Origin of the sequence: Streptomyces longisporoflavus (genome assembly GCF_014649775.1) — a bacterium.
In the GTDB taxonomy this organism is placed as follows: domain Bacteria; phylum Actinomycetota; class Actinomycetes; order Streptomycetales; family Streptomycetaceae; genus Streptomyces; species Streptomyces longisporoflavus.
The window spans coordinates 106502-121600 of the sequence record NZ_BMTR01000005.1 but is presented as its reverse complement, the minus strand read 5'-3'; the positions used below and the strand labels follow the sequence as shown (position 1 = coordinate 121600).

General features: G+C 71.4%; 13 protein-coding genes. 7 read left to right on the top strand and 6 right to left on the bottom strand.

Going from position 1 to position 15099, the window contains the following annotated elements:
• Nucleotides 1-6 precede the first annotated feature (6 nt).
• On the top strand, nt 7-999 hold the full coding sequence (locus IE226_RS11985; RefSeq protein WP_190081108.1) for an aldose epimerase family protein: 993 nt from the start codon (nt 7-9) through the stop codon (nt 997-999).
• A 57-nt stretch (nt 1000-1056) separates the two neighbouring features.
• Here IE226_RS11985 and IE226_RS11980 read toward each other — a convergent pair whose 3' ends face one another.
• Nucleotides 1057-3525 carry a beta-glucosidase family protein gene (locus IE226_RS11980; protein WP_190081107.1) on the bottom strand — a complete coding sequence of 823 codons (2469 nt, stop codon included), beginning with the start codon at nt 3523-3525 and terminating at the stop codon, nt 1057-1059.
• 178 nt (nt 3526-3703) lie between these two features.
• Here IE226_RS11980 and IE226_RS11975 point away from each other — a divergent pair, with 178 nt between their 5' ends.
• Nucleotides 3704-4309 carry a TetR/AcrR family transcriptional regulator gene (locus IE226_RS11975; RefSeq protein ID WP_190081106.1) on the top strand — a complete coding sequence of 202 codons (606 nt, stop codon included), beginning with the start codon at nt 3704-3706 and terminating at the stop codon, nt 4307-4309.
• Here the strand turns inward: IE226_RS11975 and IE226_RS11970 are convergent, their stop codons facing one another.
• Both IE226_RS11970 and IE226_RS11965 read right to left on the bottom strand, forming a co-directional pair.
• On the bottom strand, nt 4310-4693 hold the full coding sequence (locus tag IE226_RS11970) for a RidA family protein (protein WP_190081105.1): 384 nt from the start codon (nt 4691-4693) through the stop codon (nt 4310-4312).
• A gap of 94 nt (nt 4694-4787) precedes the next feature.
• Nucleotides 4788-5606: an NAD(P)-dependent oxidoreductase gene (locus IE226_RS11965; protein ID WP_190081104.1), complete on the bottom strand. Its 819-nt coding sequence runs from the start codon at nt 5604-5606 to the stop codon at nt 4788-4790.
• A gap of 105 nt (nt 5607-5711) precedes the next feature.
• Here IE226_RS11965 and IE226_RS11960 point away from each other — a divergent pair, with 105 nt between their 5' ends.
• The 3 genes from IE226_RS11960 to IE226_RS11950 all read left to right on the top strand — a co-directional run bounded on the left by IE226_RS11960 (nt 5712) and on the right by IE226_RS11950 (nt 8410).
• Nucleotides 5712-6638 (top strand): LysR family transcriptional regulator, encoded by a 927-nt coding sequence (locus IE226_RS11960; protein ID WP_190081103.1) that lies wholly within the window; start codon nt 5712-5714, stop codon nt 6636-6638.
• A 71-nt stretch (nt 6639-6709) separates the two neighbouring features.
• A complete protein-coding gene (locus IE226_RS11955; RefSeq protein ID WP_190081102.1) occupies nt 6710-7051 on the top strand; it encodes a DUF5713 family protein in 342 nt (113 codons plus the stop codon).
• A gap of 90 nt (nt 7052-7141) precedes the next feature.
• On the top strand, nt 7142-8410 hold the full coding sequence (locus IE226_RS11950; RefSeq protein WP_190081101.1) for a pyroglutamyl-peptidase I: 1269 nt from the start codon (nt 7142-7144) through the stop codon (nt 8408-8410).
• On the opposite strand, the gene IE226_RS11945 is transcribed toward IE226_RS11950, so the two are convergent.
• Nucleotides 8391-9212: an EI24 domain-containing protein gene (locus IE226_RS11945; RefSeq protein ID WP_190081100.1), complete on the bottom strand. Its 822-nt coding sequence runs from the start codon at nt 9210-9212 to the stop codon at nt 8391-8393. The two genes, IE226_RS11950 and IE226_RS11945, sit on opposite strands and share 20 nt — an antisense overlap.
• Before the next feature lie 171 nt (nt 9213-9383).
• Here IE226_RS11945 and IE226_RS11940 point away from each other — a divergent pair, with 171 nt between their 5' ends.
• Nucleotides 9384-11999, top strand: coding sequence for a M14 family zinc carboxypeptidase (locus IE226_RS11940; protein ID WP_190081099.1), 2616 nt, complete (start codon nt 9384-9386; stop codon nt 11997-11999).
• A gap of 191 nt (nt 12000-12190) precedes the next feature.
• Nucleotides 12191-13357, top strand: a complete 1167-nt coding sequence (locus IE226_RS11935) for a serine hydrolase domain-containing protein (protein ID WP_190081098.1) — start codon at nt 12191-12193, stop codon at nt 13355-13357.
• Nucleotides 13358-13419: 62 nt separating this feature from the next.
• Here the strand turns inward: IE226_RS11935 and IE226_RS11930 are convergent, their stop codons facing one another.
• Nucleotides 13420-13848 (bottom strand): organic hydroperoxide resistance protein, encoded by a 429-nt coding sequence (locus IE226_RS11930; protein WP_190081097.1) that lies wholly within the window; start codon nt 13846-13848, stop codon nt 13420-13422.
• 117 nt (nt 13849-13965) lie between these two features.
• Complete coding sequence (locus tag IE226_RS11925) at nt 13966-15012, bottom strand: NADP-dependent oxidoreductase (RefSeq protein ID WP_190081096.1); 1047 nt, start codon at nt 15010-15012, stop codon at nt 13966-13968.
• Nucleotides 15013-15099: the final 87 nt, after the last annotated feature.

Sequence of the window (15099 nt, the reverse complement as noted above, 5' to 3'; positions counted from 1 at the left end):
ACGATCATGCGCAGTGAACTCTTCGGGACGCTCCCCGACGGCACCTCCGTCCATCGCTGGACCCTGGAAAGGGGCGGGGTGCGGGTACGCGTCCTGACGTACGGCGGGATCATCCAGTCGGCGGAAGTTCCCGGCCGGTCGGGAGAGCGCGAGTCGGTGGCCCTGGGCTTCGACGACCTCCGGGGTTACCTCGATCACCCGGAGCCGTACTTCGGGGCGCTGGTGGGCCGGTACGCGAACCGGATCGCGGGCGGCGGGTTCACGCTCGACGGGCGGACGTACCGCCTGGCGCGGAACAACGATCCCAACGCGCTGCACGGCGGCACGGCCGGCTTCGACAAGCGCGTGTGGGAGGCCGCGGAGGTCGAGCACGGGGTGCGGCTCACGCGCGTCAGCCCGGACGGCGAGGAGGGGTACCCCGGACGGCTCTCGGTCTCGGTGACGTACTCGCTGGACGAGGCGGGCGGGCTGCGCATCGCGTACGAGGCGACGACCGACGCCCCCACTGTCGTGAACCTCACCAACCACACGTACTGGAACCTCGCCGGGGCCCGGAGCGGGAACGGCGGCGCCGGCGGACACGAGCTGCGGATCGACGCGGCGCGCATGACGCCGACGGACGGCACGCAGATTCCCACAGGGGTGTACGAGGACGTCGAGGGGACGCGGTTCGACTTCCGTACGGCCCGGAAGGTCGGCGACGGGATCGACCACAACTACGTCCTCGACAAGGGGGTCACCGCGCGGCCGGTCGAGGTGGCCGAGCTGAGCGATCCGGCGTCGGGGCGCGTGCTGTCCGTCGCGACGACGGAGCCCGGCCTCCAGCTGTACACGGCGGACCACTTCGCGGAGCCGCTGCCGTTCGCACCCGGCGCCGGGGTCGCCCTGGAGACGCAGCACTTCCCCGACTCCCCCAACCGGCCGCGGTTTCCGAGCACGGTACTGCGGCCGGGTGAGGTGTACAGGTCGGAGACGGTGTACGGCTTCTCCGTGCGCTGATCTCCGTGCGCCGGCCTCCGTACGCCGACGGGAGTGGTCGAGCCCGGCGGACCCGCGTCAGACCGTGATCGTCTCGCTCAGCCTGCTGTCGGTGAGCGAGCGGCCCGCCCGGGCCTCGTACGAACCGCCCTGGTGCGCCCAGGAGTCGCTGTCCTCGTCCCATGTCTCGAAGGCGCGGCGCGGGAGTTCGATCCGGACCTCCGCGCTTTCGCCGGGCCCCGCCTCGACGCCCGCGAAGCCCGCGAGCCAGCGGGCCGGGCGGCTGCCGTCGTTCGCGGCCGGGGCGAGGTAGACCTGCACGACCTCGCGGCCAGCGCGGCTGCCGGAGTTGCGGACGCGGACCGTGACCGTCGTGCCCTCCACGGCGAGGGACTCGTACGTCCAGTCGGTGTAGCCGAGGCCGTGGCCGAAGGCGTACGCGGGAGTGGCGCCCGCATGCTGCTCGATGTGACGGTCCCAGGCGCGGTAGCCGATGAACACGCCCTCGGAGTAAGCGAGTTCACCGTCGCTCGGAGTGACCTCCGTGACCGGCGCGTCCGCGAGGCTGCCCCATGTCGTGGGCAGTCGGCCGCCCGGCTCCTCGGCGCCGAGCAGCACGTCGGCGAGCGCGGCGCCGCCCTCCTGGCCGGGGAACCAGCTCAGCAGCACCGCGGCGACGTCATCGCGCCACGGAAGCTCCACCGGGGAGCCGGAGTTGACGACCACGACCGTACGGGGGTTGGCCGCGGCCACCGCGCGTACGAGGTCGTCCTGGCGGCCGGGGAGCCGCAGGTCCTTGCGGTCGAAGCCCTCGGACTCGACGCGCTCGGTGGTGGCGACGACCACGACCGCCGCGTCGGCGCCGCGCGCCGCCTCGACGGCCTCCGCGATCAGCTCGTCGGGGTCGCGCTGCGGCTCCAGGTGCACGAAGGAGAACACGACGCCGGGCAGCGGGGCCGCGTACTCCTCGTCGAGCGGGTGGAGCAGGGAGACCTCGACCGTCTCGCCCTCTGTCAGGCGCACCTTGGCGCGCTCGACCGGTGAGCCGAAGAACGCCTCGAAGGGGTCGGACTCGGGGCCCGTCACCTCGGACCCGTCGAAGACGACCTCACCGCCGACGGAGAGCGTGAAGGCGCCGAGACCGCGGGTGCCGAAGGAGTGCTCGCCGCTCACGCGCGGCGTGAACGTGCCGACGACCTCGATGGAGGCCAGCGCCTCGTGGGTGACGCCTTCGGGCAGATCGTCGCCGATCCACTGGACCTGGCCGGTGGGCAGATTGCCCTCGCCGAGGACATTGCCGTCCGTGTCACGGCAGACGGCACGCAGCTCGAACCCCTTGTCCGCGGGGGCGAGCTCGTCGCTGGGGTCGGCACCGAGCGCGTACGTAAGCAAGTCCTCGCCGAGCGCGGCCGTGAGGCCGTCGAGCGGGGAGACCACGTGGGCGGGGAAGACGGTGGCGGAGCCGCCGCCCAGGACCCGGGCGTCGCGCGCGGCGGCGCCGATGAGGGCGACGGAGGCGGTCGGCGGCAGCGGCAGCGCTTCGTTCTCGTTGCGCACGAGGACGAAGGCGCGGCGGGCGATCTCGCGGGCGAGCGCCTCGCCGTCGATCTCGGCGGGCGGGTCGGTGACCACGGGTTCGGCGCCTTCGAGGATGCCGACGCGGGCGGCGAGCCGCAGGACGCGGCGCACGGCCTCGTCGAGCGTCGACTCCTCGACCTGCCCGGCGCGCACCGCCTCCGCCAGCGCGTCGCCGTACACGGTCCGCGGTCCCGGCATGGCGACGTCGAGGCCGCCCTCGATGGCGCCGGTGGTCGAACGGGCGGCCATCCAGTCGGAGACGTTGTAGCCGTCGAAGCCCCATTCGCCACGCAGGACCTCGCCCACGAGGTAGCGGTGCTCGGTCATCGTCACGCCGTTGACCTGGTTGTACGCGGTCATGATGCCCCAGGGGTGGGCGTTGGCGACGATCGCCTCGAAGGGCGCGAGGTAGAGCTCGCGCAGGGCGCGGGCGCCCACCTTGTTGTCGACGGTGAAGCGGTCGGTCTCGGCGTCGTTCGCCACGAAGTGCTTGACGGTCGTGCCGACGCCGCCCGACTGCACGCCCTGGACGTAGCCGGTGCCGATGACGCCGGTCAGATACGGGTCTTCGCTGTACGCCTCGAAGTGCCGGCCGCCGCGGGGCGAGCGGTGCAGATTGACGGTGGGCGCGAGGAGGACGTGGACGCCCTTGCGGCGGGCCTCCTGGGCGAGCAGGGCGCCCGCGCGGCGGGCGAGGTCCTGGTCCCAGGCGGCGGCGAGCGCGGTCGGGGACGGCAGCGCGATCGACGGGTCGTCGGCGGTCCAGCGGGTGCCGCGCACGCCGATCGGGCCGTCCGACATGACGAGGGACGCCAGGCCGATGCCGGGCAGCGCGTGCAGCGACCACATGTCACGCCCGCCGAGCAGCCGGGCCTTGTCGACCGTGTCCAGCTTGCCGAGCGCGGTCTCCACGACCGCCTCCCGCGCCTGGTCGGCCTGCGTGGCTCCGGTGTCCCGGGTTCCCGCCATGGCGGTACCTCCTCGTTGAAGTCCGTCGAAGTGCGTCGAAGTCCGTTCCGTACGTGCCCTCCATCCTGCCTCGGTTACCTGTAGACCGGTAGATTTCGTAATCTGGACGTTATATTTTGATCAGTATGGCGTACGGTCGTCCCGCGAGCGGGATCGAGAACGTGAAGGGGCAGACGCGATGGCGCCCAAGGCCAGGACCACGGCCAAGGCCACGACCAGGGGCACGACCAGGGCCAGGAGCGAGGAGCGGCGCGCGGAGATCCTCCGGGCCGCCTTGGAGGTGATCGCCGAGCGCGGCTACCGCGGCGCCAGCCTCGGCGCCGTGGCCGAGCGGGTCGGCCTCACCCAGCAGGGCCTGCTGCACTACTTCCCCACGAAGGAGGCCCTTCTGGTCGCCGTCCTGGAGGCCCGCGACCAGTGGGACGCCGTCCCGTCGAACGAGATCCGCCTCGACCTGCTCGGCTCGCTCGTCGAGTACAACGCGATGCGCCCCGGCATCATCCAGACCTTCTCCGCGCTGCTCGGCGAGAGCGTCACGGACGGGCATCCGGCACGGGATTACTTCACCGAGCGGTACGGCTCGGTGCGGGAGAAGTTCGCGGCGGTCCTGCGCGCGGAGTACGGGGAGCGGCTGCCCGGCGGGCTGACCCCGCAGGCCGCGGCGCCGCTGCTCGTGGCGGTGATGGACGGCCTCCAGTACCAGTGGCTCCTGGACCCCGAATCGGTGGACATGGCGGGGGCGTTCAGGGATTTCCTCGCCCTCCTGCACGGCGGGAGCGAGTGATCAGGCGGCTTGCACGGCCGCCACGACGTCGATCTCGATGAGCGCATCGGGCCGGAAGAGCCGCGGCACCTCGACGGTCGTGCTGGTGGGCGGAGTCGCGGTGAGGAACCGCGCGCGTACGGCGGCGTATGCGGGCAGGTCGCCCAGGTCCGTCATGAAGGTACGGATGTTGATGATGTCGTCGAGTGTCGCGCCGTGCGCCTCCAGCAGGGCGGCCAGGGTCTCGAAGATCCCGCTGCTCTGAGCGGCGGTGTCGGCGCCTTCGGCGATCTGCCCCGAGAGGTACAACAGGGCTCCGCCGTCGTCGAGTTCGACGCGGGCCACCTGGGAGTAGGGGCCGAGGGGCTGGGGTGCGGACGCGGGGTTGTCGATGGTTACGCGCATGGCGGGGGTTTCTCCTTCTCGGGTGCGGTTGTCGGGCGTTGCGGGTTCGACTGCGGGGCGTTGCGGGTGCGGCTGCCGGGTGTTGCGGGTGCGGCTATGGGGTGTTCCGGCCGCGGATGCGGGTGACCGTCCGTGCGATGTCCTCGTGGGCGACCTCCGGATCCGCGGCAGCCGCCTCGAAGTGGGCGAGGACCGCTTCCATGGCGGGCAGTCGCGTTGCCCGCGTCGCGAGCGCCACGTCCTTCACCGCGAGGTCGTTGCCGAAGTGCACGTCCGCGGCAAAGGCGCGGCCCGCCGCGCCGCCGAGCGGCCCTCCGGCGAGGGCCCCCTTGGCGGTCTCCTCGTCGAGGCCCAGCGCGTCCGCCAGCTTCATGGCCTCGGCCACGAGCGCCACGCCTCCGATGACGGCGGTGTTGACGACGAGCTTCAGCGCGGCCCCCGAGCCGAGCGGGCCCGTGCGGGTCACCGGGCCGAGGCGGGCGAGAACCGGCGCGACCCCGTCCGCGTCGCCGCCCGCGAGAATGCCGAGCCGGCCCGAAGCGGCCTTGTCGGTGCTGCCCGTGACGGGTGCGTCGACGAGGGTCACGCCCTGCGGCACCCTCGCACCCAACTCCTTTACGACATCGGGCCCGACGGTGGACATCTCCGCCCAGTGGGTGCCCGGCCGCAACTCCGGCACGATGGCGTCGGCGACGGCACGCACCGCTTCGGGGCCCGCCAGCATGGTGATGACGACGTCGGCGTCACGCACGGCTTCCGCGGGGCTCGCGGCGAGCCGGGCCCCCTCCTTCACCAGTGACTCCGCCTTCTCGGCGGTGCGGTTCCAGACCGTCAACGGGTAGCCGGCGTCGGACAGTCGGCGGGCCATCGGCGCACCCATGTGACCGAGCCCGAGAAACGCGATCTTCTGCATGAGTCCGACGCTAGGCCCGGCCGTTCGATGCGACAAGCGAATGTCTAGCATGGCCGCCATGCCCACTTCGCATACCGCACTTCGCATACCGCAAGGCCGAGCAAGGTGACGCCTTCACGGACCGCGCCGCCCGACCTCTCCACCGTCTGGCTCCGCGTCTTCCTGGACGTCTCGCGGCACGGCTCCTTCACCGTGGCCGCCCGCGATCTCGGCTGGACGCAGTCCGCCGTCTCGCGTCAGATCTCCTCCCTCGAAGCAGCCCTCGGCGGCGTCCCGCTCTTCGACCGGCTGCCGCGAGGCGTACGCCTGACCGCCCACGGCCGTACTCTCCTGCCGCACGCCGAAGCGACAGTGGCCCGACTGCACACCATGCGCCGGGAGTTGGCGGCGCTGGATGACCTGACCGGCGGAACCCTTCGCTTCGGGGCGTTCGCGACGGCGGACGCGGCGCTCGTACCGCGGGCCATCGCGGCGTTCCGCGCCCGGCATCCCGGCGTGACGCTCACCCGCGAGGAGGGCCTGACACCCCGATTGCTCGCCCGGCTCGGGGACGGTGATCTCGACCTGGCCATCGTCTCCTCGACGGGCGGGGCGCTGAGCGGCGACGTGGAGGCGTACGAGTTGCACCACCTGCTGGACGAGGCGCTGTACGTGGCCCTGCCGCCGGGCCACCCCCTGACGGGCCGAGCGTCCGTACATCTGACCCAACTCGCCGACGAGGACTGGGTATCCGGCGGCGCGCATGCCGAGGGAACCCTCCTGGAGGAGGCGCACCGGCACGGTTTCCGCCCCCGGGTCGCCCACGTCGTCGCCGAGTGGACCGCCAAGCAGGGCTATGTGGCCGCCGGACTCGGCGTCACGCTCGTGCCCGCCCTCGCCGCCGAATCCGTCCGCCCCGACATCACGCTGGTCAGGGTCCACGACGAGGACGCACCGCCGCGCACCGTGTACGCGGCGACGGCGCGGGGCAGGACGGCGCCGCCCGCGGTGGGACCGTTCCTGGAAGCGCTGCGGGCCGCTCAGGCGGCCTGAGGTCAGCCGCCGTTGTCAGTGGCGTGGTGCAGCATCGGGGTGTACGTCGGATCTTCGAGGAGGGGCACCCCATGCCGATCACGAACCAGCAGGCGGCCGGGCACGCGTTCCTGGGCGAGTTGTACGGGGAGGACTACTACCCCGGTCACCTGCTCGACAAGGGGAGGGCGATCCTGGTGCGCCTGTGCGAGCGCATCGAGGCCGAGCGGCCGGGCGACCTGGAGTCTTTGTACGTCCTGACGGCCGTGGCGACGGAGGAGTTCAACGCCCTGGAGGCGGAGTTCGACGAGGCCGGCAGCGAGATCGAGACCATCGCCCGGGAGGAGATAGCCGGGGACTTCGCCTTTGTGGCGTCGGCCTACGGATTCACGGACGCGGACGTGGAAGAGCTGGTCGCCGAACGGGAGTGGTGAGCCGCGGATCATGCCGTGCTGAACCGCTGGCGGGCGGCGCCTTCCTGCCGGAATACTGCGATCACCCCCAACGGCCACGGAAGGACTCCCGTGTCACTCTCGTCCAACGTCTCCCCGCGGCTCGCCGCGATCGGTGTCACCCTGCTGCTCTCCCTCGCGGCGGTGCCGCCCGCGTCGGCGACGACCACGGCGACTGCCGCCACCACCGAGGAGCAGCGCCTCGACCGGGCCGCGCCGCGGGAGATCCTGCGGAGCAGCGGATTCGACGCCGTGGCACCGGAGTTCGCCAGGGCCCTGGAGCGCGCCCGCTCGTACGGCGAGGCCAAGCGCGTCGTCGTACGGCAGGGAGAGGCGCTGTGGCGGCGTGCCGTCGACCGGGCGCAGGGGCGGGGTCCCGCCGGTGAGCTGAGCCGGGACGACGACCGGCCGCTGTACTGGGCGCGACTCGGGATGACGCGGGAGCTGCGCCAGTGGGAGCCGACCCGCTTCGGGGTGAGCGAGACCCGGCAGCGCCACCTCATACGGGCCCTGGAGGACGCGTCCCGCGGGCACAACTCGATCAGTTACCCGAAGAAGGACGCCGCGGGCCATCACCTCAAGCGCGTGCTCGTGACCGGCTTCGACCCCTTCACGCTCGACCGGGACGTCCGCATCAGCAACCCGTCCGGCGCGACCGCCCTCGCCCTCGACGGCACCGTCATCAAGACCGCCGACGGCCCCGCCCGCGTGGAGACCGCCGTCTTCCCCGTCCGCTGGGACGACTTCGCCGAGGGGACGGTCGAGCGCACCCTGCGCGCGCATCTCCCCCGTGTCGACCTCTTCACCACCATCAGCCAGGGCCGCGCGGGCCGCTTCGACATCGAGCGGACCAACGGCGCCTGGCGGGGCGGCTTCCCGGACAACGAGAACCTCTCGCGCACGGAGACGGTCCCGGTGACCGATCCGGCCTCGCAGCCCCAGTGGACGTCCACGACCCTCCCGTACAAGGAGATCGTGAGCGCCGAAACGGGCCGCTTCCCGGTGTACGACAACACGTCGGTGACCGAGATCCCGGCGGGCCAGAGTGCTCCCGTGGTCCGCCCGGACGGGCCCACCGCCGGTTCGACGGCGCGTGAGGGCGGCGGCGGCAACTACCTGTCGAACGAGATCGCCTACCGTGCGACGCTGCTGCGTGACCGGCTCGGGCTGCACGACCGCCTGCCCGGCGGCCATGTGCACACGCCGATCCTGCAGTTCGGGGCGGGCAACACGGACCCGGCCACGGGCAAGATCACCGATCCGGAGTTCGTGCGCAACCGCCTCGACATCATCGCGCAGGTGCGGCAGATCCTGACGACCGCTATGGACGCCCGCCGGTAGCGGACGACACCCGGCCGCCGGGGCCGGACGAGCCGTCCGGCCCCTGCGGGTCGTCCTCCCCGGTGTCCTCGCCCGCGAGCTCCCGCGCCATGAGCGTCGCACCGGCGACCGCCCCCGGCATCAGGAACACCGCGACGAAGGGGACGAGGAAGGCCACGGCGAGCGGGGTGCCGAAGCCCCATGCCAGCATCTTCCGGCCGCGCAGCGTCGCGAGCCGGTCGCGGAGTTCGACGCCCCGGCGCTGCAACGCCACCGCGGTGAGCTCCTCGACCAGGAAGAAGCCGGTCACCATGAAGCCGATCACCGGGACCACGGTCTGGCCGACGACCGGGATGAAGCCGAGGGCGAAGAGCAGGATGCCCCAGATCACGGCCCGTACGACGATGCGGAGGCTGTCCCGTGCGGAGATCCACAGCTCGCGCCAGAGAGGCAGGCCCGACTCGGGGGCGAACCCGGCGACGGAGATGTCGACCTTCTCCGACAGCGACTCGTAGAAGGGCTGGCCGATCAGCAGGGTCACGGCCGTGAAGGTGATCACCGAGAGGAGGAGCGCGAGCGCGAAGAGCAGCGCCGTCAAAAAGCCGCGGAACAGGCCGGGCCACGGCGCCGACCAGTCGTCCGCGAAGGGCGTCGCCCAGCCGACGAAGTCCGTGCCCCACAGGGCGAGCGCCACGAGCGCCGCCGCGTACAGGAGCAGGGTGATCAAGCCGGGCAGCAGGCCGACCCCGTACTGCTTGCCGTGCTGGGCGACCCAGCGCTGGCCCTTCATCAAGTAGCCGAAGCCTCGGCCCAGATCGCGCATGCGGCACAGCCTATCCGCCGGTCGCGGGCCTGCGGTCCAGGGGACGGGTGGGGCCGAAGGCCCTCTTGTTGCGAGGGGGTTGAACCGGTAGACCACGCGTACCGGCTTCTCTCCGCGGTTCTTTTCAGGCTCAGTTCAGGTCCACTTCAGGCTCATCTTCAGGAGGTACGCATGGGGATATCCCGGCCATCCAGACCGGTTCCGGCCAGGCCCGTTCTGCTTACCGCCCTCGCTTCGGCGGGCGCCCTGCTCCTCACCACGCTCGTCCCCGGCAGCGCGAGTGCCGACCCCCGTCCCGGCGGCCGCGACATCCTCCGCGAGGGCTCGCCCCTCAGCAGCACCGAACGGGCCGCGAAGGGCCCCGAGAGCGCCGCCGACCGCGCGCTGGGAGCCGCCGGGAGTCCCGGCCTCGGCAGCGGCAAGAACCGCGGTTATCCCCGCGAGCAGAAGCTCACTCCGCCTGCCGTCAATCCTGCCGACAAATCGATAAAGCTGGGGCTTGCCCCCTATCACTCCATAGCCCCGAAGCTGAACGACATCCAGGGCATCGGCGACCGGGTCAGCGTCGAGATCGCGGGCCGTTCGGCTGGCGGCCACCAGCTCTACCTGGTGACGGTCACCTCCCCCGAGTCCGCCAGGGAGACGGCCCGCCAGGAGCGGATGCGCGAGCTCATCGAGAACGAACCCGCGTCCGCCGCCAAGGACCCGGCGGTGAAGTCCTCGTACAAGACGCCGGTCTTCATCAACAACAACATCCACGGCAACGAGTGGGAGGGCACGGACGCCGCCCTCGGGCTCATCGAGAAACTCGCGAAGGCCAAGGACACCAAGACCAAGGACCTGCTCGCGCACAACCGCCTCTACTTCAACGTCACGGCCAACCCGGACGGCCGTATCGCGGGCACCCGCGCCAACGCCAACGGCTTCGACCTCAACCGTGACTTCATCACCGCCTCGCAGCCCGAGGTCCGCGCGATGCGGCAGATCGCCGTCGACAAGCAGCCCGCGGTCGTGATCGACCTGCACGGGTACGTCAATGGCACGCTCATCGAGCCGACGACGCCCCCGCACGGCGAGAACTACGAGTACGACCTCTTCCTCAAGAACACCTACGCCAACGCCCTCGGCATGGAGGCCGCGGTCAACGGCCTCGGCTACACCCCCGGGAAGGACGGCGTCGAACCGGCGATCATCCCCTTCCGCGACCAGGAGGAGGGCTGGGACGACTGGCCGCCGATCTTCACCCCGCAGTACATGCCGTTCCACGGCGCGGTCGCCGCGCACACCATCGAGTTCCCGATGGCCGTCAACAACGACGAGTACGACGAGCTTCCGGTGCCGGAGCTGCGGCGGCGGTCCGCGATCAACGTGGACATCGCGGGAGCGGCGATGTCGGCGACGCTCAAGTACACGCAGGAGCACCGCACCTCGGTGATCGCCGACCAGATCGAGACGTTCCGGCGGGGCGCGACGGGCGCCAAGCAGGTGCCGGTCTCGCCGGAGACCGTGCCCGGGGTGCCCGGCATCGGTCCGGAGGACGTGTACACGACCGACTTCCCCCGCGCGTACGTGATCCCGCGGGGCGAGGAGAAGGGGCAGCGCGGCCAGCGTTCGGCGGCGGCAGCTTCGCGCCTCGTGGAGCACCTGCTCGACAATGACGTCGAAGTGCGCCGCGCCACAAGGGACTTCAGGCTCGGCGGGACCTCGTACGCCGAGGGTTCGTACGTCATCGACATGCGGCAGCCCAAGCGCGGCCTCGCCAACGTGATGCTCGCCGACGGACGCGACATCAGCGACAAGGTGTCCACCATGTACGACATCTCGGGGTGGAGCCTCGGGCGGCTGTGGGGCGCGACGGTGGACCCGGTGAAGGGTGGCTCGCTGTCCGGGGTGCGCTCGGGCGCCGTGGACTCCGCGTCGCGGGTCGGGCATGTCGCCTCGCGCGGGGACCTGCGACTGCGACTCGACGACGCGCGGGAGGTCGCCGCCCTGAACTGGCTTCTCGCGCGCGGTACTTCCGTGCGCCGGGCCGATGGCGGAAGCGTGATCCTGCCGTCGTCGGCACGGGGCGCGGCGCTCGTGGCGGCGCGGAAGTACGACGTCGCCTTCGACGCGACGAAGGCGAAGGGCGGCGCCTCGGTCCGGTCGACTCGGGTCGCCGCGGCCGTCACTCCCGGTGAGCTGTTCGCCCTGCGGGAGATGAACTTCGATGTCGTGCCGGTGTCGACGGACATCCTCAACGCCGGGTTCGACTGGAAGAAGTCGGGGGCGGACGCGCTGTTCGTGTCGGCGGGGCTTTCGTACGGGGAGCTGAACGCCGGGGCGAAGGCCGGGCTCGACTCGTTCCTCGCCGGGGGCGGCGGGCTCGTCGGGCGTGGGCCTGAGGGGGCCTCGTTGAACTCCGACGCGAAGTTGCTCTCCGTGACGGCTGTCTCCGGGAACGGGGATGCCAATGGTGTGGTGCGGGTGCTGAATGCCGGTGGTTCCGTCACCGGGGGTGCGCCGTCGCATTCGTTCGTGTACGCGCCGATGTGGTTTACCGGGCTGGGGAGCGGGGTGCGGGTCGAGCAGTCCTACGGGGGCGGGAATCCGCTGGTATCCGGGCATTGGCGGGCGGTCGACGGTGCGGGCGGTCCCGCGGATGCCGCGGGTCAGCCCTCTGTCGTCAGCGGGGCCGCTGCGGGGTCCCGTGTGGTCCTGTTCGGCACGGAGCCACTCTTCCGGGACCACCCCAAGGGAGTGTTCCCGCAGGTGGGGAGGGCGTTGCTGAGCGTGGGACGGGGCTGAGATCCCGGCGGGGCTTTTCCCCAACCCCGCCCCTTCCCGAAAACCCGCTCGGCGCGGGGGCCTTGTACGTACCGTCATCACCGGCTGCGCCGAGTTCGTCCTCAATCGCCGGACAGGCTGAGTTTTCAGCCGTCCGGCGTTTGAGGACGCCCTGGCGCAGCCGGCAGCACGCAGGGAGGTACCGAGAACACATGACCCGCGAGATCAAAGTGCAAGGCACCACCGCGGCCGGATACGAAGCCGTCCGGGACGAGTTCACCGCGCTGCTGGCGGCGGAGAAGCCCGACCACGCCGCGCAGCTCTTCGCGTACGTGAGGGGACAGCAGGTCGTCGACCTGTGGGTCGGGCCCGGCACCGGGCCCGACACGCTGTTCGGCGTCTACTCCTCCACCAAGGGCGCGGCATACCTCGTCGTCGCCCTCCTCGTCCAGGACGGCGCCCTGGACCTGGACCGCGAAGTGGCGCACTACTGGCCGGAGTTCGCCGCCGAGGGAAAGGGGGGCGTCACCCTCAGGGAGCTTCTCTCGCACCGCGCGGGCATCGTCGGCGCCGACTCCGGGTTCACGCCGGACGAGGTCACCGACGATCGCGCCGTCGCCGCGCGCCTGGCGGGCCAGCGTCCCTACTGGCGTCCCGGCGCCGCCTTCGGCTACCACGCCCTGTCCATCGGCGCGCTGGCCGGCGAGGTCGTGTTCCGGGCCACCGGGCAGACACTTCAAGCGGTGTACGAGGAGCGGGTTCGCGCCCCGTTCGGTCTTGACTTCTACCTCGGGCTTCCCGAGGCGCTCGAACCCCGCTTCCGGCCCGTCCTGCCCATGATCCCGTCCGTCACGGAGCAGGCCTTCCTCGACGCGCGGCCGCCACAGCCCGGCACCCTGAACTCCATCGCCTTCAACCGCAACGGCGCGCACCCCACCGACCTGGAGGCGCTGCCCAACTCCCGCCGGGTGCGCGCCGAAGGGCCCGCGTCCGCCGGCGGTGTCGCCTCAGCGCGCGGCCTCGCCGCGATGTACGCGGCGGCCGTCACCGGGCTCGACGGGCGGAACCCGCTCCTGAAGCCGGACACCGTGGCCGAGTTCGGGCAGATCCATTCCAACGGGTACGACCTGGTGCTGCAGGCCCACAAGTCGTACGGGGTGGGCTTCCAGAACACCGCCGAAGCCGGGTACCCGTTCCTCGGCGCGGGGTCCATCGGGCACAAGGGCGTGGGCGGCTCACAGGCGTTCACCGATCCGCGCAGCGGGCTCGCCTACGGGTACACGCGGCGCCGGTTCCCCTTCCCCGGCGGTCCGGTCCCGGAGGACGAGCCCCTCGTGCGGGCCATCCACACGGCGGCCGTCACCCGCAGACCGGCATGACGCAGGGCCGCACCCCTTGTCCGGGGTGCGGCCCTGCGTACGGCGTCAGACAAGAGCGCGCGTCAGGCGACCGCGAGCTCCACCTTGATGTTGCCGCGCGTGGCGTTCGAGTACGGGCACACCTGGTGCGCCTTCTCGATCAGGGACTGCGCGGTGGCCGCGTCCACGTTCGGGATGGAGGCGACGATCGCCACCTCAAGGCCGAAGCCGCCGGCCTCGGTCGAGCCGATGCCGACCTTGGCGGTCACGGTCGAGCCGGAGATGTCGGCGTTCTCCTTGCGGGCGACGACGCCGAGCGCGCCCTGGAAGCAGGCGCTGTAGCCGGCCGCGAAGAGCTGCTCGGGGTTGGTGCCGGCGCCGCTGCCGCCCATCTCCTTCGGCGGGTTCACGACGACGTCGAGCTTGCCGTCGTCGGTGGCGACGCGGCCGTCACGGCCGTTCTCGGCGGTGGCGACGGCGGTGTACTTGACGTCGATCTGCTGGATGGACATAAGTGCCGGTTCCTCCTGTGATGTTCCGCGATGCGCGCCCACAGTCGCGACAATGTGGAATCACTTTATCGGATGCCGGAATAGCGCTTCCGGTGGTGCCCCTCGGGTGCCCGGGTCTCAGGCCAGGGAAACGATCATCTTTCCGGTGTTCTCGCCGCGCAGCATGCCGAGGAACGCGTCCACGCCGTTCTCGACGCCCTCGACGAACGTCTCGTCGTACTTGAGCTCGCCGGAGCGGATCCACTCGGAGACCTCCGAGACGAACTGCGACTGCAGGTCCTCGTGGTCCCCGACGAGCACGCCCTGGAGGCGCAGGCGCTTGCCGATGATCATGGCCATGTTGCGCGGGCCCGGCGTCGGCTCGGTGTCGTTGTAGCCCGCGATCATGCCGCAGATCGTGGCGCGGCCGTGCACGTTCATGCGGCTGATGGCCGCTTCGAGGTGCTCGCCGCCGACGTTGTCGAAGTAGACGTCGATGCCGTCGGGGGCCGCTTCCTTCAGCTGCTCCACGACCGGCTTCGACTCCTTGTAGTTGAACGCGGCGTCGAAGCCGTACTCCTCCACGAGCTTCTTGACCTTCTCGTCCGAGCCCGCCGAGCCGATGACGCGCGAGGCGCCCTTGAGCTTGGCCATCTGGCCGACCTGGGAGCCGACGGCGCCCGCGGCACCGGAGACGAAGACCGCGTCGCCCTCCTTGAAGGAGGCGACCTCGAAGAGGCCCGCGTACGCGGTCAGGCCCGTCATGCCGAGCACGCCGAGGTACGCCGAGAGGGGCGCGACCTGCGCGTCCACCTTGGTGGCGTGCTTGGCGGGGACGGTCGCGTACTCGCGCCAGCCGGCGAAGTGCAGGACGTTGTCGCCCACCTCGTAGCCCTCGGCGTTCGACGCGACGACCTCGCCGACCGCGCCGCCCTGCATGGGCTCGTCCAGCTTGAACGGCGGGGTGTACGACTTCACGTCGTTCATCCGGCCGCGCATGTACGGGTCCACGGAGAAGTGCAGGTTGCGGACCAGGATCTGGCCGTCGGCCGGGGCGGAGACAGGGGCCTCGCGCAGCGCGAAGTCCTCCGGCACCGGCCAGCCGTGCGGGCGGCGCACGAGGTGCCATTCGCGGCTGACGTCGGGGAGCTGCGCGGACCCGGAGGCCTCGGGGGTGACGGACATGCGGGCGTCCTCCTCCTGCTCAGGCTGCCGTCGCCGGCAGGCTGGCGTAGCGGAAATGCTTCAGGTTATGAAACAACCATGCTCCTA

Bases quoted from the DNA above. Each gene is read 5' to 3' on its own strand.
- IE226_RS11965 (WP_190081104.1), bottom strand. From the start codon at position 5,606: ATGCAGAAGATCGCGTTTCTCGGGCTCGGTCACATGGGTGCGCCGATG.
- IE226_RS11940 (WP_190081099.1), top strand. From the start codon at position 9,384: ATGGGGATATCCCGGCCATCCAGACCGGTTCCGGCCAGGCCCGTTCTG.
- IE226_RS11925 (WP_190081096.1), bottom strand. From the start codon at position 15,012: ATGTCCGTCACCCCCGAGGCCTCCGGGTCCGCGCAGCTCCCCGACGTC.
- IE226_RS11970 (WP_190081105.1), bottom strand. From the start codon at position 4,693: ATGCGCGTAACCATCGACAACCCCGCGTCCGCACCCCAGCCCCTCGGC.
- IE226_RS11985 (WP_190081108.1), top strand. From the start codon at position 7: ATGCGCAGTGAACTCTTCGGGACGCTCCCCGACGGCACCTCCGTCCAT.
- IE226_RS11980 (WP_190081107.1), bottom strand. From the start codon at position 3,525: ATGGCGGGAACCCGGGACACCGGAGCCACGCAGGCCGACCAGGCGCGG.
- IE226_RS11935 (WP_190081098.1), top strand. From the start codon at position 12,191: ATGACCCGCGAGATCAAAGTGCAAGGCACCACCGCGGCCGGATACGAA.
- IE226_RS11955 (WP_190081102.1), top strand. From the start codon at position 6,710: ATGCCGATCACGAACCAGCAGGCGGCCGGGCACGCGTTCCTGGGCGAG.
- IE226_RS11975 (WP_190081106.1), top strand. From the start codon at position 3,704: ATGGCGCCCAAGGCCAGGACCACGGCCAAGGCCACGACCAGGGGCACG.
- IE226_RS11945 (WP_190081100.1), bottom strand. From the start codon at position 9,212: ATGCGCGATCTGGGCCGAGGCTTCGGCTACTTGATGAAGGGCCAGCGC.
- IE226_RS11930 (WP_190081097.1), bottom strand. From the start codon at position 13,848: ATGTCCATCCAGCAGATCGACGTCAAGTACACCGCCGTCGCCACCGCC.